The sequence below is a fragment of the Burkholderia sp. Bp8991 genome (genome assembly GCF_003853795.1).
In the GTDB taxonomy this organism is placed as follows: domain Bacteria; phylum Pseudomonadota; class Gammaproteobacteria; order Burkholderiales; family Burkholderiaceae; genus Burkholderia.
Map to the genome: position 1 here is coordinate 15,844 of NZ_QTQJ01000034.1, position 25,808 is coordinate 41,651.

At 65.2% G+C, this 25,808-nt stretch carries 23 protein-coding genes; 7 read left to right on the forward strand and 16 right to left on the reverse strand.

Annotated elements, in window-relative coordinates; genetic code table 11:
* Positions 1-22: 22 nt before the first annotated feature.
* The gene (locus DIE02_RS28920; protein WP_124489719.1) at positions 23-1,312 is read right to left on the reverse strand and encodes an adenylosuccinate synthase; all 1,290 of its coding nucleotides are present in this window, start codon (positions 1,310-1,312) and stop codon (positions 23-25) included.
* Between the two features lie 140 nt (positions 1,313-1,452).
* Here DIE02_RS28920 and gcvA point away from each other — a divergent pair, with 140 nt between their 5' ends.
* A complete protein-coding gene (gene gcvA / locus DIE02_RS28925) occupies positions 1,453-2,358 on the forward strand; it encodes a transcriptional regulator GcvA (protein ID WP_124523078.1) in 906 nt (301 codons plus the stop codon).
* A gap of 323 nt (positions 2,359-2,681) precedes the next feature.
* Here gcvA and DIE02_RS28930 read toward each other — a convergent pair whose 3' ends face one another.
* Together DIE02_RS28930 and DIE02_RS28935 are read right to left on the reverse strand one after the other, a co-directional pair.
* Positions 2,682-3,008 carry a hypothetical protein gene (locus tag DIE02_RS28930; RefSeq protein WP_044848822.1) on the reverse strand — a complete coding sequence of 109 codons (327 nt, stop codon included), beginning with the start codon at positions 3,006-3,008 and terminating at the stop codon, positions 2,682-2,684.
* A gap of 229 nt (positions 3,009-3,237) precedes the next feature.
* Positions 3,238-3,816 carry a hypothetical protein gene (locus DIE02_RS28935; RefSeq protein WP_124523947.1) on the reverse strand — a complete coding sequence of 193 codons (579 nt, stop codon included), beginning with the start codon at positions 3,814-3,816 and terminating at the stop codon, positions 3,238-3,240.
* Between the two features lie 1,728 nt (positions 3,817-5,544).
* Here DIE02_RS28935 and DIE02_RS28940 point away from each other — a divergent pair.
* Positions 5,545-6,861, forward strand: coding sequence for a replication initiation protein (locus tag DIE02_RS28940; protein WP_044848821.1), 1,317 nt, complete (start codon positions 5,545-5,547; stop codon positions 6,859-6,861).
* 90 nt (positions 6,862-6,951) lie between these two features.
* On the opposite strand, the gene DIE02_RS28945 is transcribed toward DIE02_RS28940, so the two are convergent.
* Entirely contained in the window at positions 6,952-7,983 is a 1,032-nt protein-coding gene (locus tag DIE02_RS28945) for a ParB/RepB/Spo0J family partition protein (protein ID WP_124523082.1), read from the reverse strand.
* The gene (locus DIE02_RS28950; RefSeq protein WP_011879640.1) at positions 7,976-8,671 is read right to left on the reverse strand and encodes a ParA family protein; all 696 of its coding nucleotides are present in this window, start codon (positions 8,669-8,671) and stop codon (positions 7,976-7,978) included. Before DIE02_RS28950 ends, DIE02_RS28945 begins: the two co-directional genes overlap by 8 nt.
* Positions 8,672-9,067: 396 nt before the next feature.
* Between DIE02_RS28950 and DIE02_RS35680 the strand changes: the two genes are divergently transcribed.
* Positions 9,068-9,322 (forward strand): hypothetical protein, encoded by a 255-nt coding sequence (locus DIE02_RS35680; protein ID WP_185702665.1) that lies wholly within the window; start codon positions 9,068-9,070, stop codon positions 9,320-9,322.
* Between the two features lie 1,236 nt (positions 9,323-10,558).
* On the opposite strand, the gene DIE02_RS28960 is transcribed toward DIE02_RS35680, so the two are convergent.
* Complete coding sequence (locus tag DIE02_RS28960; protein ID WP_124523084.1) at positions 10,559-11,683, reverse strand: MBL fold metallo-hydrolase; 1,125 nt, start codon at positions 11,681-11,683, stop codon at positions 10,559-10,561.
* 84 nt (positions 11,684-11,767) lie between these two features.
* On the opposite strand from DIE02_RS28960, the gene DIE02_RS28965 reads away from it, so the two are divergent.
* The 4 genes from DIE02_RS28965 (at position 11,768) to DIE02_RS28980 (ending at position 16,268) form a co-directional block, all read left to right on the forward strand.
* On the forward strand, positions 11,768-12,418 hold the full coding sequence (locus DIE02_RS28965; RefSeq protein WP_124523086.1) for a TetR/AcrR family transcriptional regulator: 651 nt from the start codon (positions 11,768-11,770) through the stop codon (positions 12,416-12,418).
* 193 nt (positions 12,419-12,611) lie between these two features.
* Positions 12,612-13,103, forward strand: a complete 492-nt coding sequence (locus DIE02_RS28970; RefSeq protein ID WP_044849164.1) for a flavodoxin family protein — start codon at positions 12,612-12,614, stop codon at positions 13,101-13,103.
* A 662-nt stretch (positions 13,104-13,765) separates the two neighbouring features.
* Complete coding sequence (locus tag DIE02_RS28975) at positions 13,766-14,425, forward strand: ProQ/FinO family protein (RefSeq protein WP_124530053.1); 660 nt, start codon at positions 13,766-13,768, stop codon at positions 14,423-14,425.
* Positions 14,426-15,206: 781 nt separating this feature from the next.
* Complete coding sequence (locus tag DIE02_RS28980; RefSeq protein ID WP_124530010.1) at positions 15,207-16,268, forward strand: DMT family transporter; 1,062 nt, start codon at positions 15,207-15,209, stop codon at positions 16,266-16,268.
* Between the two features lie 125 nt (positions 16,269-16,393).
* On the opposite strand, the gene DIE02_RS28985 is transcribed toward DIE02_RS28980, so the two are convergent.
* From DIE02_RS28985 to DIE02_RS29030, 10 genes are all read right to left on the reverse strand, one after another.
* Complete coding sequence (locus DIE02_RS28985; protein WP_124489335.1) at positions 16,394-16,759, reverse strand: bleomycin resistance protein; 366 nt, start codon at positions 16,757-16,759, stop codon at positions 16,394-16,396.
* A gap of 118 nt (positions 16,760-16,877) precedes the next feature.
* Positions 16,878-17,468, reverse strand: coding sequence for a nitrogen fixation protein NifQ (locus tag DIE02_RS28990; protein ID WP_044849173.1), 591 nt, complete (start codon positions 17,466-17,468; stop codon positions 16,878-16,880).
* Positions 17,469-17,553: 85 nt separating this feature from the next.
* Positions 17,554-17,979 carry a molybdopterin-binding protein gene (locus tag DIE02_RS28995; protein WP_124489331.1) on the reverse strand — a complete coding sequence of 142 codons (426 nt, stop codon included), beginning with the start codon at positions 17,977-17,979 and terminating at the stop codon, positions 17,554-17,556.
* Between the two features lie 183 nt (positions 17,980-18,162).
* Positions 18,163-19,662 (reverse strand): efflux transporter outer membrane subunit, encoded by a 1,500-nt coding sequence (locus DIE02_RS29000; RefSeq protein WP_124523094.1) that lies wholly within the window; start codon positions 19,660-19,662, stop codon positions 18,163-18,165.
* The gene (locus tag DIE02_RS29005; RefSeq protein ID WP_124489329.1) at positions 19,659-20,624 is read right to left on the reverse strand and encodes an HlyD family secretion protein; all 966 of its coding nucleotides are present in this window, start codon (positions 20,622-20,624) and stop codon (positions 19,659-19,661) included. The genes DIE02_RS29000 and DIE02_RS29005 overlap by 4 nt, the downstream gene beginning before the upstream one ends.
* A gap of 2 nt (positions 20,625-20,626) precedes the next feature.
* Positions 20,627-20,839: a DUF1656 domain-containing protein gene (locus DIE02_RS29010; protein ID WP_044849171.1), complete on the reverse strand. Its 213-nt coding sequence runs from the start codon at positions 20,837-20,839 to the stop codon at positions 20,627-20,629.
* A 34-nt stretch (positions 20,840-20,873) separates the two neighbouring features.
* Positions 20,874-23,024: an FUSC family protein gene (locus DIE02_RS29015; RefSeq protein ID WP_124489328.1), complete on the reverse strand. Its 2,151-nt coding sequence runs from the start codon at positions 23,022-23,024 to the stop codon at positions 20,874-20,876.
* The gene (locus DIE02_RS29020) at positions 23,021-23,500 is read right to left on the reverse strand and encodes a MarR family winged helix-turn-helix transcriptional regulator (RefSeq protein WP_124530012.1); all 480 of its coding nucleotides are present in this window, start codon (positions 23,498-23,500) and stop codon (positions 23,021-23,023) included. The genes DIE02_RS29015 and DIE02_RS29020 overlap by 4 nt, the downstream gene beginning before the upstream one ends.
* 269 nt (positions 23,501-23,769) lie before the next feature.
* On the reverse strand, positions 23,770-25,479 hold the full coding sequence (locus DIE02_RS29025) for a dihydroxyacetone kinase family protein (protein ID WP_124530014.1): 1,710 nt from the start codon (positions 25,477-25,479) through the stop codon (positions 23,770-23,772).
* On the reverse strand, positions 25,476-25,808 hold the full coding sequence (locus DIE02_RS29030; protein ID WP_124530016.1) for a hypothetical protein: 333 nt from the start codon (positions 25,806-25,808) through the stop codon (positions 25,476-25,478). Before DIE02_RS29030 ends, DIE02_RS29025 begins: the two co-directional genes overlap by 4 nt.

Below are 25,808 nucleotides of genomic sequence, written 5' to 3' on the forward strand. Positions count from 1 at the left end.
CATTGCGCGTGCCGCGTCGCGCTCAGGCCGGGTCGAAAGGATTGCTCAGCACGATCGTGTCGTCGCGCTCGGCGCCCGTCGTGATCATCGATACGGGCGCGCCCGCGACCGCCTCGACGCGTGCGATGAAATCCTGAGCGGCACGCGGCAGCGCCGCACGCTCGCGCACGCCCTTCACGGTCCCGTCCCACCCGGCGAACGTTTCATAGACGGGCGTTGCGCGTGCCTGCGCATCGAGGCTCGCGGGCAGATGGTCGACGCGTGCGCCGTCGAGTTCGTAGCCGACACACAGCTCGATCGACGCAAAGCCGTCGAGCACGTCGAGCTTGGTGAGCGCGAGCGAATCGATACCCGAGATCCGCACGGCCTGCCGCAACTGCGCGGCATCGAGCCATCCGCAGCGGCGCGGCCGGCCCGTGTTGACGCCGAATTCCTGTCCGCGTGCGCGCAGCGTTTCGCCGGTGGCGTCGTTCAGTTCAGTGAGGAAAGGGCCGCCGCCGACGCGCGTCGCGTACGCCTTGGTCACGCCCAGCACGTGGCCGAGTTTCGACGCGCCGAGGCCGGTGCCGGCCGCCGCTGCCGATGCAACGGTGCCCGAGGACGTCACGAACGGATACGTGCCCCAGTCGATGTCGAGCATCACGGCCTGCGAGCCCTCGAACAGGATGCGCTCGCCGCGCTCGTTCGCGTCGTTGAGGTCGGCCCACACGGGACGCACGAACGGCAGGATCTTCGGTGCGATGTCGACCAGCATTGCAACCATCGCGTCGCGCGAGCACGGCTCGAGCCCCAGGCCGCGGAACCATGCATTGTGGTGATCGACCAGCACGTCGAGCTTGCCGGCAAGCCGGTCCGGCTCCGCCAGATCGGCAACCCGCAGCCCGCGGCGCCCCACCTTGTCCTCGTAGGCCGGCCCGATCCCGCGCAGCGTGGTGCCGATGGGCTCACGACGCAGACGCTCCTGCGCCTGGTCGATCGCACGGTGAATCGGCAGGACCAGCGTGGCGTTCTCCGCGATCGACAGATTGTCCGGCGTCACCGACAGCCCGAGCTCGGCCATCCGCCCGATCTCGGCCAGCAGCGCCTCCGGATCGAGCGCCACGCCGTTGCCGATCACGCCGCGCTTGCCGCGCACGATGCCGCTCGGCAACAGCGCGAGCTTGTACGTCTTGTCGCCGACGACCAGCGTATGGCCCGCGTTGTGGCCGCCGTTGTAGCGTGCGACGAGATCGGCCTGCGCCGCCAGCCAGTCCACGACGCGCCCCTTGCCTTCGTCACCCCATTGGGCGCCCACCACCACCACGTTCGGCATGCTCCATACTCCATGTGAGAAATTCAGACACATATTCCGGCCGCGTAGGCCGTTTGTGTGCCATATTGGCGAAGCATGATCGCCCGATCAAACGATTAAATCTGAGCATTCGCGTGAGTAAAACTCACGCGAAACGATGAATGGCCCGACGACTTCCTCCGTTGAATTCGCTGCGCGCGTTCGAAGCCGCGGCCCGGCACGGCAGTTTCACGCTCGCCGCCGACGAGCTGTGCGTGACGCATGGCGCGATCAGCCGGCATGTCCAGCAACTGGAGGCGTGGCTTGGCCGGCCGCTGTTCGAGCGGCACAACCGGCGGGTCGACCTGACCGATGCCGGTCGCGCGTACCTCGCCGAGGTCGGTGCATCGTTCGACCGGATTGCGCTGGCCACCGCGCAGCATTTCGGCCAGGGGCAGCAGCGCGTGCTGCGCGTCAGCGCGCCCGCGACGTTTTCGCTGCGCTGGCTCGTGCCGAAGCTGTCGTCGTTCCAGGTCGCCCATCCGGCCGTCGAAGTGCGGCTGTCGACATCGAACGAGCCGATCGAGAAGTTGCGCGACAAGGTCGACCTGATCGTCCGCGGCGGCCCGCAGGCAATCGACGGCTATGTCGCCGAGGAATTCCTGTCCGAAGTCAGGCTACCCGTATGCGCGCCGAAGCTGCTCGATGGCAGGCCGTTGCGTACGCCGGCCGATCTCGCGGGCTTCACGCTGCTGCATGCGGCGACCTATCCCGGCATGTGGCCCGAGTGGCTCGCGGCAGCGGGGCACGCGAATCTGGTGCCGCGGCATTCGCTCACGCTCGAGCATTTCTATCTGACGCTGCAAGGCGCACTCGACGGTCTCGGCGTCGCGATGGGGCCGATCGCGCTCGTCGCGGACGACATCGCCGAAGGCCGGCTGGTGCAGCCGTTCAGCGAACCGGCACTGCCGCCGTGGCGCTACTTCACTTATGTGGCGGCTGCGCGCGCGGAGGACGAAGCCGTGCGGGCATTCAAGGACTGGCTGAAAGTGACGGGGAATGCGGCGACAGCGAACGCGCGGCGCTGACCAGGTCCTGATGGCGACGATCGCTCGGTCGGTGTGGGTTTCGGGCGCCGTTGCGACGCCGCGTATTGCTCATGCTCGAACGTCTTTCGCCTCGCCCTTCATCCAACGTTTTTCATTCAGTAGGATTACTACTAGTCTGAACAGGACGGACAGAGCAGAAAGAGTCAACGCATCGAGATGGTTTCCACTTCATCTAAAAACAAAGGACATCGAATCATTTGATGCGAATGTGATACCCGCATGCGTGCCCGGACACGTATCGCGTTTCCGCAGCACAAACGACAAACCCCGGCTCGAGCCGGGGCTTTTCACGCGAGGGACGCTTATTGGCTGGCGCCCGCGGCTTCGCCCGCCTTCTTCTCAGCGTTCTGCAGATTCTGCGGGTAGTTCGGATCGTTGGCCGCCGGCTTGTAACCCGCGTCTTCGAGCTTCTTCAGTTCGGCGTTGTTCTTCGCGCGCGCTGCCTTGTGTTCGGCTTTGCGTTTTGCCCGTGCTGCCTTGCGTGCTTCACGCTTCGCAGCTTTCGCATCCGAAGCGGCGGATGCGGCCGGTGCGCTGGCGTCGGTCTGCGCGAACACCGGAGCAGCCGAGCCGAAGAGGAACGCCGCTGCCGTAGCAGCCAGCGTCAGTTTTTTGATCTGGATTCGCATCGCTGAACTCTCTTTTCTGATTGGTCACGGAGTGAAAGTACATCGAGATACCGCCCCTGCCCCTGGCCGGTCTTCATCTCGCGATCAGGGCCTTTGCATCATAACCGCGTTGCAAAAAATGTGGCGCTATCGTGCGCACATTCTTGGGGATATACGTATGGGAAACGTCGCATCGTCACGTCTCCCGCGTGTCCGCCGGACCCTCGTTTCGCAGGGACACGGCAATACATCACGCGACGCGTGCGACCGCCGCAAACATGTGACGAAGCGGATTGTTCCGTCGATACGATGCAGGTTGCCGATGAGGATGAGATCCGCTTCGGCGCACCGCGCCCGCGTACGACGCCGACTGTTTCATCCGTGGAATTTGCTGCTCCCGCAACGCGATCGTTGCCTCATGAGCGGAACATGCGACGAAATCGCGGACCTGTGCGCCATGTTGCGATTTGCGGCCGCGCGAACGACGGCTCCTCCCATAAATGACCACGAATCGTTCCATGCCGAGTCCGCCCCGTTCCTCCACTACACGTCGGCCCGATACGATGCGAACGATCGGGTAACCGGTGGCCGCTTGCATGGTTACCTGTTCGGCGCGATTCGTCGCCACTTTTGGGAGACGGCATCTGCAGCACAAGGTGAGCGCTTCGATCGGCATTCGTTCACGATCGCGCATCTGCATCGTACGATGCAGTCGCATGAGCGCCTGCGCTGCGCGCGTCATCGTATCTGCGTCACGAAGCGTTTTGCGCCTGTGCGACAAGCACGCCGGCGCGTCTGGCGCTGCGCGCATACGCCACAGCTTTTCCATCGGGTGCCCGCATCTCGTGCGGACGCGTCGCACGGATGGTCCATCAACCTGCGAGGAGCTAGTCGGTGAGCCTTTACAGGATCCGACAACTTCCGACGGTGAGCATTTTCGGGATTCGAGTATGTATCCAGTGAGGGGGAGCCTGGTTGATGGCGCTTGCCTCACGTTCGGAACCATGCCGGGATCGCCGTGACCGAAGCGCGTTTGATTGTCGTGTCGACCGGCACAGGGATGCAATTCTTGTCCCGGCTGTCGGGATCCTGTACCGATTCCGATACAGGCCCAAAGGTAGAAAGCTATGAGGCCAAATGAACGGAGCAAGGGCCGGGGGTTTCGTCCGCGCACGGGTTACTGACTGAAAAGTGTCGGACGAGCCGGCGCGCGATAGCCGGAGACTTATCCACGGAAGCGCGGGCACAGACGCAAAAATAACCGCTTGCGGATGAATTCCGGTCATTTCTCACTGCCCTGAGGCGTACCCGCAGTATTCCTGTGCGGGTGTGATGGCCGTCGCCTACGGGTAATCCCGGACGGAGAAACCTCCCGCTGTGGGCATTTTCCGATCCCATAGATGGGAACCTATGTCCTGAAAACGCGGATTCCATCCCATAGGTTTCTACGTTTGAGCGCTTGTTAGTAGGTACTCACCTTCTTGCGAAGCCTTGTCAGGCCTGGGAGGCTCGCAGAATGAGGCCACATATCCGGGGATCCACAGGCTGGAGACCCGGATTGCTGTGCCAGTTGAGCCCGCTGGAGTCCCTTTGGTAGCGGTTTATGGGGGTTGTTTTTCTGCACAGGCACACGTGTGTTTACATCTTTGGTAAACAACGTTTACTTCTTTAACTACTTTTAGACGGCTCACAGCCTTGTCTGGCAAGGGTTTGACAGGTGTTCGGTACCCATTTATGGGAGCACAGGCGGAAGAGTATGGGGTTTCAGGTCTGTGGATTTGGGGAATCGGGTACCGCGTTGTGGGAAATGGGGGTTGTGGATATGGGGCACGCGTAGCCTGTTATGGGAATTCGGCCCAAAAACACTTCAGGTAGCCCTCTATGGGGGAATCCATTGGTAGCCATTTATGGTGCGTTCCAGCTGATCGGTTCGTGCCGCCGGGCACAGCATTTTATGTGGGGTAGCCGGTTATGGGGCGGACTTCAGGTAGCCGTTTATGGGTGCCTGTATTGACCGCGTGATCTCGTTTGGCTCGTCCCTATGGTTGTGGCGTCCCATAAACAGGATCAGGCCGGTAGAAAGGTTACCTTCTGTGGGGGAGTCTGAAGGTAGTCATCCATGGGGAGCATTTTCGCCTGTCGGACACAGTTGAAGACACAACGCCACGCCGGTGGATTTCGACAGGTACCCATTCATGGGGCGTGTCGAAGGTAGCGCGTTATGGGAGGAACGCAGATCGTGTTGCAGGGCACCACGAATCGGGTTCGCCAATCCAGTTCGAGTCGATTGTTTCCCATGAATGGGTACCTTTGATAGGGCAAGTCCCATGCCGGATCCTGGCGACAAACCACACAGGTAGAAGGTTTTGGGAGCTACTTTTGACCCAAAGGTATATGGATATGGGGCTCCGAACAAATAGGAAAACCTAGGTTTTTCCTTTTGTGACTGGAACTTAGCATCGATAGTGAAAGTGATACCGTAGAAAGAGACGTTGCTCGGTGGCTGGAAAAGGTATAAAGTCCGCCATCAACACGGTCACCTTCTCCGGACATCACGATGCCGCGCAAGCCCGCAATCAAAGGCTCCGACAAGCAGGTTTCGCTATTTCAGACGCCCGAGCCTCCCGATCTGCTGCGCAAGGCGGTCCAGGCCATTCATATCGCTCCGAAGTCCGGAAAGATCGGGCTGCAGCAGCGCAAGATGTTCAGCTCGTTGATCAAGAATGCCCTTCGTCAGGAAGCGTTCGAGCCCGGCCGGACGAGCTTCTCGATCTCGATCGCCGCGCTCTCGCACGAAAGCGGGTTGAACAGCAACAACACGAAGTACGTGAAGGACACGGTCAACTCGCTGATCAGTACCGTCGTCAACTGGGACTACCTTGCGGCCGACCGCTCGACGGTGTGGAAGGCGTCGGGCCTGCTCGCCGGCGCCGAACTCGAGCAATCGGTGCTGAAGTACAGCTTCTCCGACCAGATTCGCAGCGAGCTGCTCAATCCGGAGATCTACGCGCTCATCGATATGCGGATCGCGCGCGAGTTTCGGCGCTCGCACTCGCTTGCCCTGTGGGAAAACACGGTGCGCTACGAGGGGATCGGCATCACGGCGAAGATTCCGCTGCCAAAATTCCGCGATCTCATCCTCGGTCAGGACAAGGCATCGCAATCGTACAAGGAGTACAAGCTCTTCAAGAGCAAGGTCCTGGTGCCGTGCATTCAGGAGGTGAACGAAGTTTCCGACCATACGCTCGAGCTGATCGAACACAAGTCAGGTCGCAGCGTGGAGGCCGTCCAGTTCAAGGTGACGCGCAAGCAGAGCGCAGATATGGTGGAGGAAGGCGACGTCAAGAACGAAGCACTCGTCGACGAAGTCGCCAAGTTCGGCATCCCGCGTTCGGAAGCGCGCCGGCTGATCACGCAGTACGGTGTGCAGCGCATCAAGGCGGCAATTGCCTATACGCTCAATCGGACTACGAAGAAGAATGCCGCCCCTGTCGACAACGTGGCCGCGTATTTCCGCAAGGCGCTGACACACGGCTATACGCTGGCCGACGGTCAGGGGACCGAAACGGCCGCGCCGGCAAAAGAATCCGCGCAGAGCAAGCAGGAACAGATTCGCGACAAATACCTGGCGGCGAAGGTCGACGAAGCTGGCGCGTATTTCCGCGAGCTGGAGATCGACGACCAGACCAAGCTGATCGAGCGCTACAACGAGACGGTGGCCGGTTCGAAGGATCTCACGCTGTCGCCGAAGAAGAAGGCGAGCAAGCTGGCGCAAACCAGTTTCTTCCGTTGGCTGGCGATCGACACCTGGGGCGAACCGACCTCGGACGACCTGCTGGAATTCCTGCTGAAAAGCAGCCTCGCGACCAACTGATCAAGGCCTCGCAGCCTGGCATGCGCCGCGCGCCGGACTTCATCCGGTTGCGCGGTGCCGTGCAGGCGCGGGGCCTTTGTCTTGGCGCGGCTACTTTTGCGCGGCGTCTGCCAGTTCGGCGACGTACGCATCGATTACGGTCTTGAGGCGGTCGGCGAGTGCTTCCTGGTGAGACGCATCGACTCCCTTCAGTTGCAGATCCAGACGCCCGTCCGGATAGGTCTTCAGCTGACCGATCGCGCGTGATTCGAGCGCGAAATCGTGACGGACGCTGTAGCGCGTGCGCCCCGCCTTCTTGTTGCCGTCGCTCTGCGCGCGCAGGAAATTCTCGAGGTCGCGTACCGACTTTTTCCGGTCGATCACCGCGGTGAGCAGCCGGTCGGCAGCCGGTTCGCCCAGGCGCTCGAAAATCAGCTTCAGGAAGTACGCCGCCTGCAGGCCGACCACATCGTTCGCGCTGGCCATCCGTTCGAGCAGCGTGTTGGGCAGAGCGTTCAGCGACAGCGTCTTGCTGATCGATGCCTTGTCCTTGCCGATCTTTTCCGCGAGCGTGTTCTGGTCGGGGAAGACCTTTTCGTCGAGAAGACGCTTCCACGCGACCGCATCGTCGAAGATCGTCTGGCGCTCGTGGTCGTGGTTGGCGCGATACGCGATCGTATAGAGTTGCTCGGGCGTGTGGTCCGTGCGAAACGTCGCGTTGATCGTCTCGTCGCCGTTGATGCTCGTCGCGCGCAGGCGGCGTTGCCCGTCGATCACGACGAGCTTGCCGGGAAACTCCGGGAGCCGCGTGACCTTGATCGGCTCGATCTGCCCTTCCCGCTTCAATGTCAGTGCGAGCTCGTGCAGGCTCGATTCCGAATAGAACACGCGCGGGTTGAACGGGTTCGGGATGCAGTCCTTGACCGCGACTTTCTGCGGCGCGCCGAGGTCGATCGCGTCGGCGGACGTGGTCGAGGCGGGGGCGACGGGGGAAGCGGCTTCGGTGGCGGGATTCGACGCGGCCACCGGCTCCGGCAGGCGCGTTTCGAGCGCCGCGTTTTCCTGCGCGAGCCCGCGCAGCAGCCCGGCCGCGAGGTGCAGGTTGCCGGTCGGCTTCTTCTCTTTTGAGGTGTCCTTAGCCATGAGCGGCTCCGGTAGCGCGCGTCGACGCGATGTATTGGGCCATTTCGGTGACCAGCCGCTCGATTTCCGCGCGGGCTTCCTTCAGCCCCTTCAGGTATCGATTGTGATGATGGATCGTGGTGCCGAGGGCGAACGTCTGCCGGTAGACCTCTCGCTGCGCGATCTGGCTGTCGAGCAGATGCTCCCCTATTTCTTCAGCCTTTAGAATTTTTAAAATTTCTTCACGCATTTTAGTTTTTCCATTGACGCTATTCAGCATCAGCGCGGAAGACAAATTCGGGTTCCGAACGGCACGCATCGACTCGATCATCCGAATCATCGCGACGGTGCTGTACAGGTCGGCGGGCGACGGGGACAGCGGGACGAGGCAGAAATCGGCGACTTCCAGCACGGACGCGATGCGCGGGTCTTCGAGGTTGCCCGGGCAATCGACGACGATCACATCGAAATTTGCATCCTGCTTCTTGATCTCGCCGCCGATGCCGCGACCGGCGGGGGCCAAAGACAGAACCGTCATCGGGAGCGTATTTTCCCCGCTTGTGACCCATCTGACTGACGTGCCTTGAGGGTCGGCATCGATCAAGGCGACTTTGTTGCCGCCAGCCTCGAAGGCCGCCGCGATATTGACGGAGATGGTCGTCTTTCCAGTACCACCTTTTTGATTACTAACGGCGATCTTGAAAGCCATTAAATTCCTCCAAGGAGTTTTGTGTAATATATGCAGTTGTTGTTGAAAAGTCCAGAAAAGTGTTAGATAAACAGAGAAATTTTCTGATCAATGTGGTTGTCACGTGACAAGCAGGCCAAATGGCTAGCAGATTATTTCTTGAGTTCAAATCGACTGAAAAATAAAAACGGACAACACGTCATTTGAGATAGTAAGTGCCGATGGAGTGGTGGGGAATTCAGCGGCGGAAGCGACAAGAATCGCGGTGCGGTTTCTAAGGGTGATTTTGTTGTCGACCTGAAAATGCGGGACAGGTTTTCCAACTACTTGAGAACTTGAACAGCGTCGGGATCTGCAGTTGTCACGTGACAAGTCGATGCGGATGACTAAGATCGCAAATGCCCGCCGACGGGGAGTATGCAGATTCGACGCGCGGTGGACTCGTGGGGATTCTTTCTTCCTCTTTCGTCATTGCCGCTGTTGCACTCAGATATGCTGGTGCTGGTGCTGGTGCTGGTGCTGGTGCTGGTGCTGGTGCTGGTGCTGGTGCTGGTGCTGCGACTGCGACTGCGACTGCGACTGCGACTGCGACTGCGACTGCGACTGCGACTGCGACTGCGACTGCGACTGCGACGGACGTGGTTGTTACGTGACAACCCGCCTCAGTTGTGATTCCGGGTGGGTTCGCTTGCCTCAATGCACTTACTAGAGAACTTGCTAGCGTGAAGAAATCCGTGCGATATGTGAAGTGACGTGGTCGATCGGACTAGGTCATGGATGGGGGAGCCGTTCGAGTCGCATGGTTGTCACGTGACAACCGCTGAGGTCTCGTGTCGGAATGACCTGCTTCATATCGATGCGGCGTCTTCATTGGGGAGCCAAATTAGCGAGTTGGAACGTGCGAGTGATATGTGCGAGCGAGCGGTACTGGCCGGGCGGCTCGGCCATCCTCTAGCATTCTTGTACTGTGCGGGCTCTCGATCTCCCCACGGCATGTCAGATGGGAACTTTGGCGGCCATGATATGGCCCCAATAAATTGACCCCTGTCTGCGCTCCCCTTGCCACGACGACGTGGCAAGGGGAGGGTTGATATTCGGAGCTTTGTTGCGTTGACGAGTGCTTCAATGGTGGCGGGTATCGACGTCGTTTCACGTATCCTGATCGCGCGACGGCTTTTGGGGCGAATTCATGCATGTCGACGAGGCGAGATGACGCGAATCGACAGGGTCGTGAAACATTTCTCTAAAACGGTTCGTCTCCGTAAACCCTTGTCTAGCAATCAGTTGCGCCACTTTCTTCATGTTGTTTCACGCGAACTGAACGTGATTGATGGGTAAAATGGGGGCGCATGGATCTCGAGCGTCCTATTGGGTTCAAGCGATGAAGAGCGAGGTCAAACCGTATCAATGAAAACGTGTTTTGTAGTTTTCAATACGTTTCGCTCTGCGAAGACAATCGACACGCCGTCGAGCTGCGACGTCGCGCCGAACAGACCCGGGATTCAAGAAATGCGACGCTCCTCTTCATCGCCAGTTGTCACGTGACAACGCGCTGTCCCGGCGGTGCCGGATTGCGAATCCACGGGGGTTGGGAGAAATCGAAGCGGGCGCCGGGCCGATGTTGAATTTACCGGGCGTCCAAAGACTGCGTCGAACTAATGCTGATTCTGTAGACAGCCTCGGATGAACGTCTCCGAGGGGCTTGGCCAATGTCTATCGCAGCGCATACGAAACGGGGATCTGCAGAAACTGCATCAAGATAAGGTGCATTGCCATCGTCGGGCCGGCCGTGTCTATCTGGATAGCGTGGAAGGTCAGATTTCCGGCCTCACCGACCATCAATCCCGTATCGCGACGAAAATTCATCGCCGCGACGTTTCCGCCCAGAAACCGTCGCGGCCATCGAACCTACTTCGTCGCTTGCGACGCGCAGGGTTGCCACCGGCGTGTCTTCGTTTCGGAAGTCTTTGCCGGCTCATCGACCGATCGCCACCACCGCTCGCCGCGATGCGGCTTATTCAGATCGAGTCGCTCGCCCATCCTGGGCGTTGACAGCTCGACGCCATGCACCATTGCCAGCGCGGTGACGCGTTCGAACGGCTCCTGCCAACGGTGCATCGCGAGATCGAACGTGCCATTGTGAATCGGCATCAGCGTGCGACCGCGCAGGTCGATATGCGCCTGCACGGTTTCTTCCGGCTGCATGTGCACGTAAGGCCATTGCGGGTCGTATGCGCCGGTCTCGATCAGCGTCACGTCGAAGGGCCCAAGACGCTCGCCGATTGTCCGGAAACCGTCGAAATAGCCGGTGTCGCCGCTGAAGAACACGCGCAGATCGTCGTCGACGACGACCCACGACGCCCACAGCGTGCTGTTGCCGTCAAACAGGCTGCGCCCGGAGAAGTGCTGCGCCGGTGTCGCGATCAGCGTCAGGCCGTCGACGTCGATGCTCTGCCACCAGTCGAGCTGCCGTACCTTCTGCGAGTCGATACCCCATTCGATCAGGCGGTCGCCGACGCCCAACGTCGTGACGAACACGCCGGTGGTGGCCGCAAGCGCGAGCACCGTGTCGCGGTCGAGGTGATCGTAGTGATCGTGAGACAGGATCACGCCGCGCAACGGCGGGAGGTCCTCGAGCGCAATCGGCGGCGCATGGAAGCGCTTGGGGCCGACGCGCCGGAACGGCGATGCACGCTCGGCAAACACGGGATCGGTCAGCCAGAACTCACCGCGCAGTTTCAACAATAACGTTGAATGCCCCAGCCGATACAGGCTGCGGTCGGGGGCCGCGTCGAGTTGCTCGCGGGTCAGTGAATCGATGGGCAATGCGCCTGTCGGAACCGTGTTGCGCGGCTTGTTGACCAGCATGTTCCATGCGATACCCAGCGTCTTGCCGAAGCCTTCGACCGGTCGCGGTGCGACGTTGCTGAAGCGTTCGCCGTTGTGCTGCGGCGACTCGCCGGACAGCGTGCGGCCACGCCTGGCGGCGGCGAAACCCAGTACGCGATGAAGAAAAACGAGAGGCGAAGCCATGTCGATTCGTCCGGAAATAAAAGTACACCGAGCAGTGTAGTTTATCCCTGGGAAAAGTAAACTCGGCGGTGTAAAATTTTTTGTATGGATACGAGCACTTCTCCTCAGCGCCTGACCGACCGAAAGCGTGCGGCAATACTCGCCGCGGCGATCGAGGAATTTCTCGCGGCCGGCTATGACGCAACCAGCATGGATCGCATTGCCGCGCGCGCCGACGTGTCGAAGCGCACCGTCTACAACCACTTCCCGGGCAAGGAAGCATTGTTCGCGGCGATCCTGCATCAGCTGTGGGACGCGACACTTACCGCCGGCGCGCCGGCTTACTGCGCCGACGTGCCGTTGCGCGATCAACTGCTCGCGCTGCTGGGCCGCAAATTGCGGTTGCTGAACGACGAAGCGTTTCTCGCACTCGCACGCGTCGCGATCGGTGCGGCCATCCACTCGCCGGAACGCGCGCGCGACATGGTCGAGCGCATGGGCGAGCGCGAAGAAGACGTGACGGTCTGGATTCGCGCGGCCGCGGCGGCCGGCCGGCTCACGGTGACCGATCCGGTATTCGCCGCGCATCAGCTGCACGGAATCGTAAAAGCGTTCGCGTTCTGGCCGCAGGTGACGATGGGCCAGCCGCCGCTCGGTGTGCGGGAGCAGAAGAAGGTCGCGGAAACGGCCGCCGACATGTTTCTTGCGTACTACGCGCATGCGGACCGCGCCGATGCGAGTGCCGGGCAGGACTGACCGCACATCGTGCGAAGCGCGGAGTGGAACAGGCGCGTCGATATACTCGATGTGCGCTGCGTCTGCCGCCTCGAAGAATCTGCCATTCGACAGCGGAAGAACGCAGGCCCGGGCACACACGTCGACGTAGTCCGTTTGAGCCGTACCGACGTGTGCGGCGGACGCATTTGAAACCGAACGCGAGCGAACCCCGATGAAGACGCTGTTGATCGTCTATCACACGATGACCGGAGGCACGCAGCAGATGGCCGAGGCGGCCGCGGATGCCGCGCGTCAGCAACCCGGCGTCGACGTCAGGTTGCAGCGTGCGGATGCGACGAGCGCGGATGACGTGCTCGCCGCCGACGCCTACCTCTTCGCGACGCCGGAAAATCTCGCCGCGATGTCCGGGCTGATGAAGGATTTCTTCGATCGCTGCTATTACGCGGCACTCGATCGGGTGAACGGCCGTCCGTATGCGGCGATGATCTGCGCAGGCAGCGACGGACAGAACGCGCTGCGCCAGATCGACCGGATCGCGACCGGATGGCGGCTCAGGAATGTGGCGCCGGGCCTGATCGTCTGCACCCATGCGCAGACACCGGAGCGCATCCTCGCGCCGAAGACGATCGGCAGCGAGGATCTCGCGCGCTGCGCGGAGATCGGCGCGGGTCTTGCCGCAGGGCTTGCTCTCGGCGTGTTCTGATTGGCGACGATCGAGCCGGCCGCCGCGAAGCCGCAACTGCGCGCAACGACCGGAGCGCGACGCCTCGTGTGCCGCATTCGATGACCGCGAGTGCTAGCGATGCGCACGATTCGCGGGACACCACTCCAGCGAACCGCATTGCCGTTCGCGGCAGCGACACCCAGCGACACCAGCGACACCCAGCGATACCAAGCGACACCAAGCGACACCAAGCGACACCAAGCGACACCAAGCGACACCAACAGCTTGTCGATGCCCCGGTCAACCTTTGCCGACACTGGCAGCCGATGATGTTCGGGCCACATGCTTTTCACGTGAAGCGCACTGAAGCGAGAAAGTGCGGAAAGCGACACTACGTAACGCGTGTGTCGATACCTGTCGAAAACACCGCCATAATGCGCGTCACGACTGCGCGGACGCCTTGCCTGCCACCCGGATCCGTCAAATCCGAACCGGTGAGTCAACCGACTGCCGCGCGTACCGGTATACTTCCACTCCTGCCTTTGTCCGGCATCGTGGCCGGGTGCCTGAAACAGTGGTGGTGGCGATGCGGCCCCGCAATGATCCGCATCGGTGGCAGTCGAGCCGCAGGCGATGCGGCGAACGCCGATGTGCGGAATGGCCGCACGAACCACACCTTATATTCCTGGTGGATTGAATTTATGGGTTTTGAACAACTTGCCGAATTGCGGGCGCAGCTCGCAGCCAAGGCCAAGCAGGAGCGCAACGCGAAGCGACCGGCTACGCAACCGGACGCAGGCGCGAAGCCGAAGTCCGGCGATCGGCCCGCTCGTGGGGCCAAATCGGGTGCCGGGGCCAAAGCGCCGTCCGGCGCGAAGCCCGCTTCGGCGAAGCCGTCGACGCCGGTCGATCCGGTCATCGTCGCAATCGGCAAACTGCAGCGCCGGTTCCCGCGCGCGTTCCCGAAGAATCCGGCTCCCAAGGTGCCGCTGAAGGTCGGTATCTGGGACGATCTCGCCCGCGAGGCGCAAGCCGTCGGCCTGAGCGAAGCCGAGCTGCGCGAGGCAATGTCCACGTGGTGCCGCGGCAATCGTTACTGGTCGTGTCTCGTCGAAGACGCGGTGCGGGTCGATCTGCAAGGTAACGAAGCCGGACGTGTGACGCATGACGACGCCGCGCGTGCGCGCCGGCTGAAGTCGCGTCGTCCGGGCAACAAGGGCGGCGCACAAGCAGCGAAGGGCGCACCGCAGCAGCCGAAGGCCGATGCACAGGCCGCCGCCGCCGCGTCGCAGCCGGCAGCCGTGGAAGCACCGGCCGACGCAGCACCGCAGGCCGAGCAGCAAACGGCCGCGAGCGAGTAACACGCGATGCGTCGCCGCGCGATATGCGCGGTGACGCGCCGGCCTTCACCGCGCATATCGCGCATCACAGACGGACCGACCTGTCCTTGTCCGGGCGGGTCGGGACTGCCACCGCTGGCCGTACAGCCAGTCAGCCTTGCCCGATCAGCATCGAACTGCCAATCGAACCGACGACGAAAGCACGTCGGCGGACGCGGCTTGCGAAACGTGTCGCTTACGTCGGGCGCGCGGCGACCAGGCATCGGGGAGTGTCGGCGCGCATCATGATGCACGGTGCCGTCCCATCCGGAGAACGATGCACAGGCGGGCGTCCCGCACGACTGCGTATCCGCGCTTGCGCGCAGACGATCGACGCATGCGCCATCGAGTGAGTGACCAACGCACATCCGCTTGCGTTCAATCACGATAATTCGTGTTCCTAATGTAATCGGATCGGCGATGAAATCCGGATTCGCACCCACGCGAATATGTCTCACGGGAACTGTTGTCAGGCGTGAAGTGCGGCCGTATTCGAGAGACGGACGTTGAGATGTCCGGATGCGCCGTCGCGGCCGGCCGCTCGTCAGTTGGCGACCCGCAACACAAACGCGATAATCTCCCCGGCACGAATCGTCGGGCCGGCCTGCGTTGCCGCCCGCGCATGACGCGACAGGCACCTGAAAGCCTGCGCAATTCGTCCGACATTCCCCGACATTGAAAGGCACCGGCAAACCGCAAGCGCCACCGCATCGCACGCAACCTGCCGATTCCATACGCCCAACGCCAACGCCAAGACCGCATCATGAACCCGAGACATTCCGCGATTCTCGTCGCGCTCACCGCCGCCGCGCTGTTCGGCGCCGCGACGCCGCTCGCCAAGGCACTGATCGGCGCGATGTCGCCGTTCATGGTCGCGGGCCTGTTCTATCTCGGCAGCGGCATCGGCCTGGGCGTCGGGATCCTGCTGCGCGGGTTGCGCCGCCGCCGAGCGCCGGCCGAGGACGCAGCGCCGCTGCAGCGCGCGGACCTGCCGTGGCTCGCCGGCGCGACCGCGGCCGGCGGCGTCGCGGGTCCGGCGCTGCTGATGCTCGGGCTGTCGAGCACGCCGGCCGCCACGAGTGCGCTGCTGCTCAATCTCGAAGGCGTGCTGACGGCGGTCATCGCGTGGGTCGTGTTTCGCGAGAACGTGGATGTCCAGGTGTTTCTCGGCATGGTTGCGATCGTCGCGGGCGGCACGCTGCTGTCGTGGGTGCCGGGGCGCGCCGGCGTGCCGGTCGGCGCGCTGCTGATTGCCGGCGCATGCCTGTGCTGGGCGATCGACAACAACCTGACCCGCAAGGTCGCCGCGAACGATGCGATGGTCATCGCGTGCGTGAAAGGCCTGGTCGCCGGGCCCGTGAACATCGGCATCGCGCTCGCGACGGGTGCGTCGCTGCCCGCCGTTCCGGCCACGGCCGCCGCGATGCTGACCGGCCTCGGCGGCTACGGGATCAGTCTCGTGTTGTTCGTCGTCGCGCTGCGCCATCTCGGCAGTGCACGCACGGGCGCGTATTTTTCGGTGGCGCCGCTGTTCGGCGTCGTGCTGTCGTTGCTGATCTGGCCGGCGCTGCCGTCGGTCACGTTCTGGATCGCGGCCGCGCTGATGGCGCTCGGCATCTGGCTGCATGTGCGCGAACGGCACGAACACGAGCATGCGCATGAGCGGCTCGAGCATACGCACCGGCATCGGCACGACGAACATCATCAGCACGCGCACGACTTTCCGTACGACGGCGATGAGCCGCACACGCATCCGCACGTGCATCTGCCGATCACGCACAGTCACGCGCATTTCCCGGACATTCACCACCGCCATCGACACTGATCGCGCGGCACGGGCGCACGACCCGCGCTGTATGCCACGCGCATCGCAAGGTAACCGTTTATGGGGCCGTCGTTCGTGTCCGCTGCACGGCTTCGGCGTCGATCGATGAGGCGAACCGTAGCGAGTCAGTCGTCCGTCTGAATCAACCGGATCAACGACCCGTCCGGGTCGATCAGCGCGCCGACGGTGCCGCCCCATGCCTCGCGTTTCGGCCGATGCACGCGCGGCCAGCCGGTCGTTTGCTCGGGAATGCCGGCGGCGAGCACTTCGTCGAAAAACGCACCGACGTCGGCGAGCCGGAAGCAGCAGCTGAACCAGCTCGTGGCCGGATCGGGACCGGGATGCAAAAAGAATTCCAGCAGCAGGTCGCCGCGCCGCAGGATCATCCAGCCGTCGTCGCGCCAGGTTTCGACGAAGCCGAGCTTCGCGTAGAAAAGCGACGTAACTTCGAAATCGCGCGACGGCAGATTGGGACTCGCAAAGTCGGTCAAGGCGGTTCCTCCAGTGGGCGCGGCGATCGAACGAACGCGCGGGAAAAACGTGCGGACGGATGTCGCGCATGGTCGGTCAACGATGCGCACCGGCAAGCCGCGCAAGCCGCCGCCGCGACTATCGTCCGGCGGGAAAGCAGAATCCGAAATCCTCGCAGCCCGGGCATCCGGGGGCGGGCCCGGGCGGCAGGCCGAGCGATGCGGCCGCTTCCTGCGCGAGGAATTTCTTCCAGCGCAGGTTCGCGACATTGCGTGCGGCGAGCGCGGGAAAATAGCGGTCGAGCAGCGCGGACACCGCGGCGCGTCCGTCGAGGCCGAGATCGCGCCACAGGTGATCGGGGCGCAGGCACGCATGCGCGATGATGGTAGCGACGCAGTCGGCATCGTCGCGTGCGACGGCGCAATGCGCATCCTGCATCAATCGCGCGTGCAGTGTCGCGACGAACTGCGCGTGCGCGGTCGGCAGCGGCGCGATGGCGGCCGCCGACACGAGCGCGGCGGCATCGTCCGAACCCAGGTGCGGGAACTGGCGAGCAAGCAGGCCGCTCAACCGCGCGGGAGACAGACCGAGCAGCGCGAGCTCGTTGCGGCATGCGCGTGCCGCGACGAGCGTGCCGAACAGACGTGCATCCGGAGAATCGGCGTCGGCCGCCCCGGCCAGCAGCGATTGCAATATGCGCTCATGCGCGTGCTCGAGCATGGACGTCATCGTGTGCGCCCGCGCGCCGGTCGAGCGTCGCACGCCGCGTGCGGGCGCGGCGCACGATGGATCGTCGGTGCGGTCGACAGGGCGCTCACTCGACTCCGACGATCACGCTCGACGCCTTGAAGATGGCGGACGCGGCCTTGCCGCTCGCGAGGCCGAGACGATCGACGCTGTCGTTGGTGACGATCGCGACGATCTCGGCGCCGCCCGCCGCCTTGATCACGACTTCAGAATTGACCGCGCCTTTCGCGATCGACGACACGGTGCCCGAGACGCAGTTGCGGGCCGACACCTTGCTGCTGTCGACGTCGACCATCACGATCACCGACGATGCCTTGACGAGCGCAAACGCCTTCGTGCCGGCCGCGAGGCCCAGCGATGCGACGCTGCCATGCGTGATCACCGCGACGATGTCGAGGCCGTCCTGGGTACGCAGCGTGATTTCGTCGTTGACCGCACCGGGCTTGACGGCGCCGATCTGGCCGGCGAATTGATTACGGGCGCTGGTTCGCATGATGACTCTCCGGGAAATGGGCGGCCCGACGGGCGGCCGGCGAATGACGGAAACTGCGGACGAGTTTACCGGCAATGCAGGCGACGCGCGACGTCGGCATCGACATACCGGACATGCGAAATCGCGCACGATGGCGCGGGACGGCAGACGTGTCGTGCACGCCGGCTGCCGCCCCGCGCGCGCTTACTTTGCGGCGGCCGGCGCAGCAGCCGGCGTACCCGCTGCCGAAGTCCGCTGCGCCGCAGCGGGCGCAGCATCGCCTTCCCATCCGCCGCCGAGGGCGAGGAACAGCTTGACCTGATCGGCGGCGACCTGGCCCTCGGCCGCGGCGACCTGTGCGCGCACGCTCGTCAGCGTGCGCGTCGCATCGAGATCGGAGATGAACGACTCGCGGCCGGCCGTATAAAGCCGGTGCGTTTCGTCAGCGGAACTGCGCGCCGATTCGTAGGCCGTGCGCAGCGCATCGGTGCGCTGCACGTCGGCAGCATAGGTCGCGAGGCTCGACTGCGTTTCGCGCAGCGCGTTCAGCACGACGCCGTCGAAATGCGCGAGCGCGCCACCGGTCGCGGCTTCGGCCTCGCGCACGCGCGCGCGCTGGCCGTTGACCGGGAACGACCAGCTGATCAGTGGTCCGAACGACCAGCGATTGGTGGTGGACGAGAACAGGTCGGCGGCGACGCCGACCGAGCCGGCCGACGCACCGATGCTGACCGACGGATACAGCGCGGCCGTAGCGACGCCGATCCGCGCGGTCGCGGCGGCGAGCTGGCGCTCGGCCTCGCGCACGTCGGGGCGGCGGCGCAGCAGCGCGGCGCCGTCGCCGATCGGAATCGGCTGGCGCAGCTTCGGCAGCCGCTCGCATTCGGCGACAGCCTTCGGCAGGTCGGCCGGCGAACGCGCGAGCAGCGCGGCGAGCTGGTACTGCGCGATCTTGCGGCGGCCTTCGAAACGCGGGATGTCGGCCGCGAGCGTGCGCACCTGCGTGACGCCGCGCGTGACGTCGGTCTGGTTGCCGCGCCCCGCGTCGCGCAGCCGCTGCGACAGCTTCACGCGCTGCTGCTGCAGCGCGAGCGACTGCTTCGCGATCGCGAGCTCGTCGCCGGCGGAGCACGATTCGACGTAGGCGCGCACGACGTCCGCGACTACCGTGATGCGCGCGAGGTCGGCGGCCGCCTGCACGGCTTCGCTGTCCGCGCGCGCGGCCTCGACGCCGCGCCGCAGCTTGCCGAACAGGTCGAGCTCGTACGACACGCTGATGCCGACCGCGCCCTCGTTCACGACCGGCAGCTTGTTTTCGAGCAGATACTGTTCGGCCGATTCCTGCGCGCGCTGCACGGCGGCTTCCGCGCGGCCGGAAAAGCCGCCCTGTTCGTTCGCGACTTCCAGCGCCGCGCGCGAACGCGCAAGGTTGGCTGCGGCGACGCGCAGGTCGGTGTTCGATTTCAGCGCGCTGCGCACGAGTTCGTCGAGCACGCGGTCGTCGTACAGCTGCCACCAGTTGCCGGGCACCGCGTCGCGCGACACGAGCGTGCCGTTCGCATCGTCGAGCGCATGGTTCGCGAGCGGCGCATTCACGTACGCCTGCTGCGGCAGCCTGTAGTCGGGGCCGACGGATTTGCACGCGCCGAGTGCGAGCGCGAGCGGCGCGAGTGCCGCCGCGAGGCGCAGGCCGTGCCGCTTCATTGCGAGGCTCCCGTCGCGCTTGCGCCCGCGGGTGCCGAAGCCGTCGCCGGCGCGGCAGCGCCGGCAGCCGGCTTCGCCTTGTCGTCACGACGCGCATCGGGCGAGCGCATCGCGACGGTCGCGGTGCGCCCTGCGATCATCCGGAAGTCGTCGGGCACCTCGTCGAGCACGACGCGCACCGGCACGCGCTGTGCGAGCCGCACCCAGCTGAATGCCGGGTTCACGTTCGGCAGCAGGTTCGCGCCCTGCGTGCGGTCGCGATCCTCGATTGCGGCGACGATGCTCTGCACGTGGCCGCGCAGCGGCCGCGGCTCGCCCATCACGACGATGTCGACCGGCTGGCCGATGTGGATGCCGCGCAGCTTGGTTTCCTCGAAGTAGCCGTCGACGCGGAACGAATTGCGGTCGACGACCGACAGCACCGCGCGGCCGGCCGGCACGTATTCGCCGACGCGCGGCGCGCGATCGTTCAGGTAGCCGTCGACGGGACTCACGATCGTCGTGCGCTGCAGGTTCAGCTTCGCGGTGTCGAGCGACACCTGCGCGTCGGCGACGGCGGCTTCGCCCTGCTCGACGCGCGTGCGGCTTTCCTCGACCTGTTCGCTGGCGACCAGGTTGCCGAGCTGCTGGTTGCGCGCATATTCGCGCTTCGCCTGGGCGAGAGTCGCGCGGCGCTGCGCGAGCGTCGCTTCGGCCAGCCGTTGCGCGAGCGCGTAGCGGGCCTGGTCGATCACGAACAGCACCTGGCCGCGCTTCACCTCCTGGTTGTCGGCGACCTGCACCGCGGTGATGAGCCCCGCCACGTCGGGTGCGACCTGGATCACGTCGGCGCGCACGTGGCCGTCGCGTGTCCACGGCGAGAACATGTAGTAGTTGATGATCCGCCACAGCACGAGGGCGGCCACGACGACGACGATCAGGGTGAGCAGGATCTGCCCTGCCGAGAGCCAGGTTTTTTTCACGGTTAGCTAGCCACGAGATGGTGAGACACGATGACGACCGCGGCAAGCACGAACACGTAGATGCCGAGGTCGAAGATCGAACGGTGCCAGACGAGGCGGTAAAAGCCGACGCGTTCGAGCAGCGCGCGCACGACGATGTTGATCAGGTAGGCGATCAGCATCAGCACGAGCGGAGCCGGCACGAATACGCCGAAGATGTCGATTTCGCCGATCATGGTCGCGGTCGGAAAGACGGGTTGGAAAGCGGGATCATGCGCGTGCTCCGTCCGGTGCGGCTTGCGGCGGCTGCGCGGATGCGGCCGGGTACAGCGACAGGCGCAGGCCGACGAGCGCGTGCAGCGTATCGCGCAACCGGCGGTGCGTCGCGGGCGTGACCGGCGCCGCGGGCGCGCCGGGCGTCGTGCCGCCGTCCGCCGGCGCGACGGAAGTGCCGGGCAGGTTGCGCCCGGCCACGCGCTGCAGCGCGTCGTCGATCGATGCGAGCAGCGCGGGCGGTGCAGGCTGGCGCGCATTCGCGGCCGCGCAGCGCGTGTAGTGATCGTTGACGCCGGCGAGCACGCGGTCGATCGCATCGGGCACGTCGCCCGTCAGCTTGCGGCGCGAACGGCGCAGGTCGAGCGCGTTCAGCGCGATGCGCAGGTCGCGGAAGCTCTCGATCGACGGATGGCGGTGGTCGTCCGACGCGCCGAGGCGCGGCAGCAATTGCGTGACGCGATCGAGCATGCGCGACGCATGGTTGCGCTGGTCGTCGAGCGGCTGCGTCGACGCGGAGCGCGCGACGTCCTCCCAGCCCGAGCGCAGCAGGCGCCGCACCGCGAGTTCCGCGCCGAACGGCCGCGTCGCGCGCGTCCATACGTACGCGAACAGCAGCCCGGCGACACCCGCGAGGTTGCTGTTCAGGAACACGAAGAAGTCGGCATCGTATGCGCTCTGGATGCTGATGAAGGTGGCGGTGTTCACCGCGACGAGCATCGTCACCATGTTGAATTGCGGGCGCGGCAGCAGCGTGCCGATCAGGATGAACGGCCCCGCGAACATCAGCACGAGCATCGGGAAGTCGTGCACGTGCGGCAGCACGACGAACAGGTACAGCCCGGCGAACACGACGCTCGCGGCCGTCGACAGGAAGAACTTGAACACCAGCGGCGCCGGTTCGTCGAGCGCGGCGAAGAAGCTGCACGACACGGCCACGAGCGTGACGGCCGCGGCACCGTCGTGCCAGCCGGACGAGATCCACAGCGAGCACGCGAACACGATCGCGAGCACGACGGTCAGCGTCGAGAACAGCATCATCCCGCGATCGAAGAAGCGTTCGGTGCCGCCGAGCCGCCAGTGCCGGTAGCGCGGCTGCCAGACGCCCGACTCGTTCGCGATCAGCGCGCGCAGCGAGCGGCAGTCCTGCCAGATGTCGATGACCTGGCGCAGCCGCCACAGCGCGTTCGACAGCAGCGCGCCGTCCCAGCTCGCCAGCGCGCCGTCGGCCGGCTGCAGCGCGGCGATGCGTTCGCGCAGGTCGTCCGCGACCGGGTCGTGCGCCATGTCGCCGTCGCTGCCGGCCTTTACGGCCGGCAACGGCGCGTCGAACCACTTCGCCGCGTCGGCGAGCAGCGCGTCGAGCGCCGGCGGCCGCACGTGCAGGTCGCGCATCAGCGCGATCAGCGGATCGGCGAGCGACGACATCAGCGGCAGGAACAGCTGCATCCGGCCGGCGAGCGCCTGCGCGCGGGCGAGCACGCGCGGGTGCGCATGGTCGTAGCTCAGCTGGCTCAGCAGGAATTCGAGGCCGGTGATGGTCGCGGCGAGGCGTTGCCGGCACGCGGACAGCGCCTTGCCCGCGATATGCCCGGACAACGTCTCGCGGCCGTAGAATGCGGCGTCCTTGAACCATGCGTCGGTGCGCTCGATCAGCGTCGGCGCGAGCCGGTTCGGGAACACGGCGCTGCCGACCACGCTCGCGCACACGATGCCGAGCACGATTTCCTCGGTCCGCGCGATCGCGACGTCGAAGATCGTCGACGGATCGGTCACCGTCGGCAGCGCGACCAGCGGCATCGTGTAGCCGGCCAGCATGAACACGTAGCTACGCGCGGTGCGGTCGGAGATCGCGAGATAGAGCAGCGTGCCGCACCATGTCGCGACGATGACGCTGAACAGGAACGGCGTCTCGACGAACGGCGGCACGAACAGGATCGCGGCGGCCGCGCCGAGCGCGGTGCCGAGCGCGCGATAAAGCGCCTTCGAGCGCGTCGCGCCGACGAACGGGTTCGACACGATGTAGACGCTCGCCATCGCCCAGTAAGGGCGCGGCAGCTGGAAATACAGGCCGAGGTACAGCGCCAGCATCGACGCGGCGAACGTCTTGCCCGAGAACAGCCAGTCGCGAAGGCTCGGATAGGTCATGACGCGGAGTCGGCGGGGTGGGACGGACGCGACGCCGGATGCTGCGCATCGGCCGCGTTGAACGCGTTCAGCACGCGCAGCGTGGCTTCGAGATCGGCGCGCGTGACGCCCTTGAGCACCTGGGCGCGCAACACGCGCAGGTCTTCTTCCATCTTCGCGGTGACCGCGCGGCCGGCGGCCGTCAGCGAGATCGTCTTCGCGCGGCGGTCGTGCGGATCCTCGTCGCGGCGTGCGAGGCCGGCCGCGCACAGCTGGTCGAGCAGGCGCACGAGCGACGGCCCCTCGATGCCGACGTGTTCGGCGAGCGTACCCTGGCGCACGCCTTCGCCGAGGCGGCCGGCGATCAGCAGCGGCGTCGCGCAGGCTTCGGATACGTTGTACGCGGTCAGCACGCCGTCGCTCGTGCGGCGCCACTTGCGCGCGGTGAGCACCAGCAGGCTGCTGACGGCGAGGCGGAGGTCGTGCAGATTGGTCATGGGCGAGATGATAGGAGCAAAAACATTCGATAGCAAACTATCGGTTTTGTCACCCGGGTGTCATGCCGCATGCCGGGGCGCCGACCTGCAATGCGCAATTCGGGCGTCCGGCCGAGAGCGGGTCAACCTGTAAGGTCGCAAGCGCGCGGTGCGCCGTGATGCCGCGCGGCAACCCGATGGATCGCCCGGATCGCGCCGTCTGGTCCGACCGGGAGATCGCGCCCGGCGAACGCCGGCTCGCGAGGCCGACGCGTCGCCCGGATCCCCGTCTACCGCACGTACGGCAGCAACGCGCGCAGCCAGTACGCGACCGCCGCCGCGCCGCCGTCCGGCGTGCCGATCGCGCGTTCGCCGAGATAGCTCGCCCGTCCCGCACGCGGTGTCATGCCGGCCGTCTGCTGCGCGCCGCGTTCCGCGGCGTCCACCGCGGCCGCCCATGCGCTCGCGGGGTCGCGGTCATGGTCGAGTGCGTGGTCGAATGCATCGGCGGCGGGCAGCAGCGCGTCGAGCATCGTCCGGTCGCCGGCGCGTGCGCCGCCCAGTTCGGCGATTGCATCGGCTGCGCTGCGCAACGCCGCGGCCCAGTCGCGTGCCGACGGCTCGGCGGTATCGGCCGCCGCGGCGAGGCGCCGCGACGCGCGCAGCAGCGCGGTCGCGTAGAACGGTCCCGAACTGCCGGCGATCGCGCGGCGCAATGCGGCGCCGAGCGCCGCGAGCGTGCCGGCCGGCGAGCCGTGCGCGGCGTCAGGCAACGCGAGGATCGCCTGCGCGGCGCGCCGCATGCTCGCGCCGAGATCGCCGTCGCCGGCGGCCGTGTCGAGTTCCGTCAGGGTCGCCTCGTGGTCGATCAACGCCTGCGCGACCGCACGCAGCGCCGGCTGCAGCCGGGCGGCCCACGCATGACCGGCCGCATCGAGCGGCGGCAGCGGCTCGTCGTGCGCGGCGGCCGCGGCCACGCGAATCTGCGCGTTGACGGCGCCGCCGCCGGGCCATGCGCGCGCCTGCGTCGGCGCGTCGAGCAGGGCGATCCGCTCGTCGTTCAAGCGCAGCAGCGAGATCGAGCAGCCGGGCATGTCCAGCGCGGACAGGAACGTGCCGGCCCATGCGCGCGCGACGGTGATACCGCGCCGGCTCAGGTTGTCGTACGCGGCGCGCAGCACGATCGCCAGTTCCATGTCCGGGGTCGCGCCGAGACCGTTGACGAACAATGCGACGCGTTCGCCGCGATCGAGCACGAGGTCGGTGACGATGCTCGACAGCAGCGTCTCGACGAGCGCGTCGGCCGGCATCGGCGCGGTGCGTTCGACGCCTTTCTCGCCATGGATGCCGAGGCCGAGCTCGATCTCGTGTTCGGCGAGGCTGAACCCCGACTTGTCGGCGCCGGGGATCGTGCAGCCGTCGAGCGCGACGCCCATCGTGCCGAGGTCGGCGGCCGCGTCGCGTGCGATCGCCGCGACGCGGACAAGCGGCAGCCCGCGCGCGGCAGCCGCGCCGGCCAGCTTGTGGATCAGCACGGTGCCGGCGATCCCGCGCCGCTGCCCGCGCTCGACGCGGCCGCGCAGCGACACGTCGTCGGCAACGATCACCGTCTCCACCGGAATGCCGTCGGCGCGCGCGAGTTCGGCGGCCAGCCCGAAATTGAGGCGGTCGCCTGTGTAGTTCTTCACGACGAGCAACGCGCCGTTCGGGCCGGCGCTCGCGCGGATCGCGGCGAGCACGGCATCGGTCGGCGGCGACGTGAACACTTCGCCGCAAACGGCCGCGCTCAGCATCCCTTCGCCGACGTAGCCGCCGTGCGCGGGCTCGTGACCGCTGCCGCCGCCGGACAGGATCGCGACGGGGCGCCGCGACGGCTCGGGCAGCGGCTGGCGGACGAGCACCTGCTCGTCGCCGAGGATCGCGACATGCGGCGACTGCCGCGCGATGCCTTCGAGCATTTCGCGCACGACGTCGGACGGGTGGTTCACGAGCTTTTTCATGGCGACGGTTTCCTGACGATGGGGCGCAGCCCGGCGGCACGCGTGCGGTGCCGCCGGGGCTGCGTACTGTGGATGGTAGGCGGTGAATGGCAGGCGGCGCGCGCCGAATGCAATGCGCCGCGCTTAGCGTTACGTAACATCGAAGCATTCGTAGCACGAATGTAACGATACCAGCGCCGCTCATGGGCATGAAACGCATCGATCGCGATCGCGGGCAGGCGCTTGTCCGGGCCCGCGGGCGCCGGCACGGCGGCGGGAATGCCCGTGCGCTCGCACCAATGGCATGGAAAATGCTGTTTCTTCCTCCGGTCCTCAATCGAACCTTCCAT

Excerpts from the sequence above, each read along its gene's own strand:
- DIE02_RS29025 (WP_124530014.1), bottom strand. The coding sequence starts at position 25,479 with ATGAAAAAGCTCGTGAACCACCCGTCCGACGTCGTGCGCGAAATGCTC.
- gcvA (WP_124523078.1), top strand. The coding sequence starts at position 1,453 with ATGGCCCGACGACTTCCTCCGTTGAATTCGCTGCGCGCGTTCGAAGCC.
- DIE02_RS28935 (WP_124523947.1), bottom strand. The coding sequence starts at position 3,816 with ATGGAAAAGCTGTGGCGTATGCGCGCAGCGCCAGACGCGCCGGCGTGC.
- DIE02_RS28965 (WP_124523086.1), top strand. The coding sequence starts at position 11,768 with ATGGATACGAGCACTTCTCCTCAGCGCCTGACCGACCGAAAGCGTGCG.
- DIE02_RS28945 (WP_124523082.1), bottom strand. The coding sequence starts at position 7,983 with ATGGCTAAGGACACCTCAAAAGAGAAGAAGCCGACCGGCAACCTGCAC.
- DIE02_RS28960 (WP_124523084.1), bottom strand. The coding sequence starts at position 11,683 with ATGGCTTCGCCTCTCGTTTTTCTTCATCGCGTACTGGGTTTCGCCGCC.
- DIE02_RS29010 (WP_044849171.1), bottom strand. The coding sequence starts at position 20,839 with ATGATCGGCGAAATCGACATCTTCGGCGTATTCGTGCCGGCTCCGCTC.
- DIE02_RS28940 (WP_044848821.1), top strand. The coding sequence starts at position 5,545 with ATGCCGCGCAAGCCCGCAATCAAAGGCTCCGACAAGCAGGTTTCGCTA.
- DIE02_RS28990 (WP_044849173.1), bottom strand. The coding sequence starts at position 17,468 with ATGACGTCCATGCTCGAGCACGCGCATGAGCGCATATTGCAATCGCTG.
- DIE02_RS28950 (WP_011879640.1), bottom strand. The coding sequence starts at position 8,671 with ATGGCTTTCAAGATCGCCGTTAGTAATCAAAAAGGTGGTACTGGAAAG.
- DIE02_RS28995 (WP_124489331.1), bottom strand. The coding sequence starts at position 17,979 with ATGCGAACCAGCGCCCGTAATCAATTCGCCGGCCAGATCGGCGCCGTC.
- DIE02_RS28920 (WP_124489719.1), bottom strand. The coding sequence starts at position 1,312 with ATGCCGAACGTGGTGGTGGTGGGCGCCCAATGGGGTGACGAAGGCAAG.
- DIE02_RS29020 (WP_124530012.1), bottom strand. The coding sequence starts at position 23,500 with ATGACCAATCTGCACGACCTCCGCCTCGCCGTCAGCAGCCTGCTGGTG.
- DIE02_RS29015 (WP_124489328.1), bottom strand. The coding sequence starts at position 23,024 with ATGACCTATCCGAGCCTTCGCGACTGGCTGTTCTCGGGCAAGACGTTC.
- DIE02_RS28975 (WP_124530053.1), top strand. The coding sequence starts at position 13,766 with ATGGGTTTTGAACAACTTGCCGAATTGCGGGCGCAGCTCGCAGCCAAG.
- DIE02_RS29030 (WP_124530016.1), bottom strand. The coding sequence starts at position 25,808 with ATGGAAGGTTCGATTGAGGACCGGAGGAAGAAACAGCATTTTCCATGC.
- DIE02_RS28980 (WP_124530010.1), top strand. The coding sequence starts at position 15,207 with ATGAACCCGAGACATTCCGCGATTCTCGTCGCGCTCACCGCCGCCGCG.
- DIE02_RS35680 (WP_185702665.1), top strand. The coding sequence starts at position 9,068 with ATGCAGATTCGACGCGCGGTGGACTCGTGGGGATTCTTTCTTCCTCTT.
- DIE02_RS29000 (WP_124523094.1), bottom strand. The coding sequence starts at position 19,662 with ATGAAGCGGCACGGCCTGCGCCTCGCGGCGGCACTCGCGCCGCTCGCG.
- DIE02_RS28930 (WP_044848822.1), bottom strand. The coding sequence starts at position 3,008 with ATGCGAATCCAGATCAAAAAACTGACGCTGGCTGCTACGGCAGCGGCG.
- DIE02_RS28970 (WP_044849164.1), top strand. The coding sequence starts at position 12,612 with ATGAAGACGCTGTTGATCGTCTATCACACGATGACCGGAGGCACGCAG.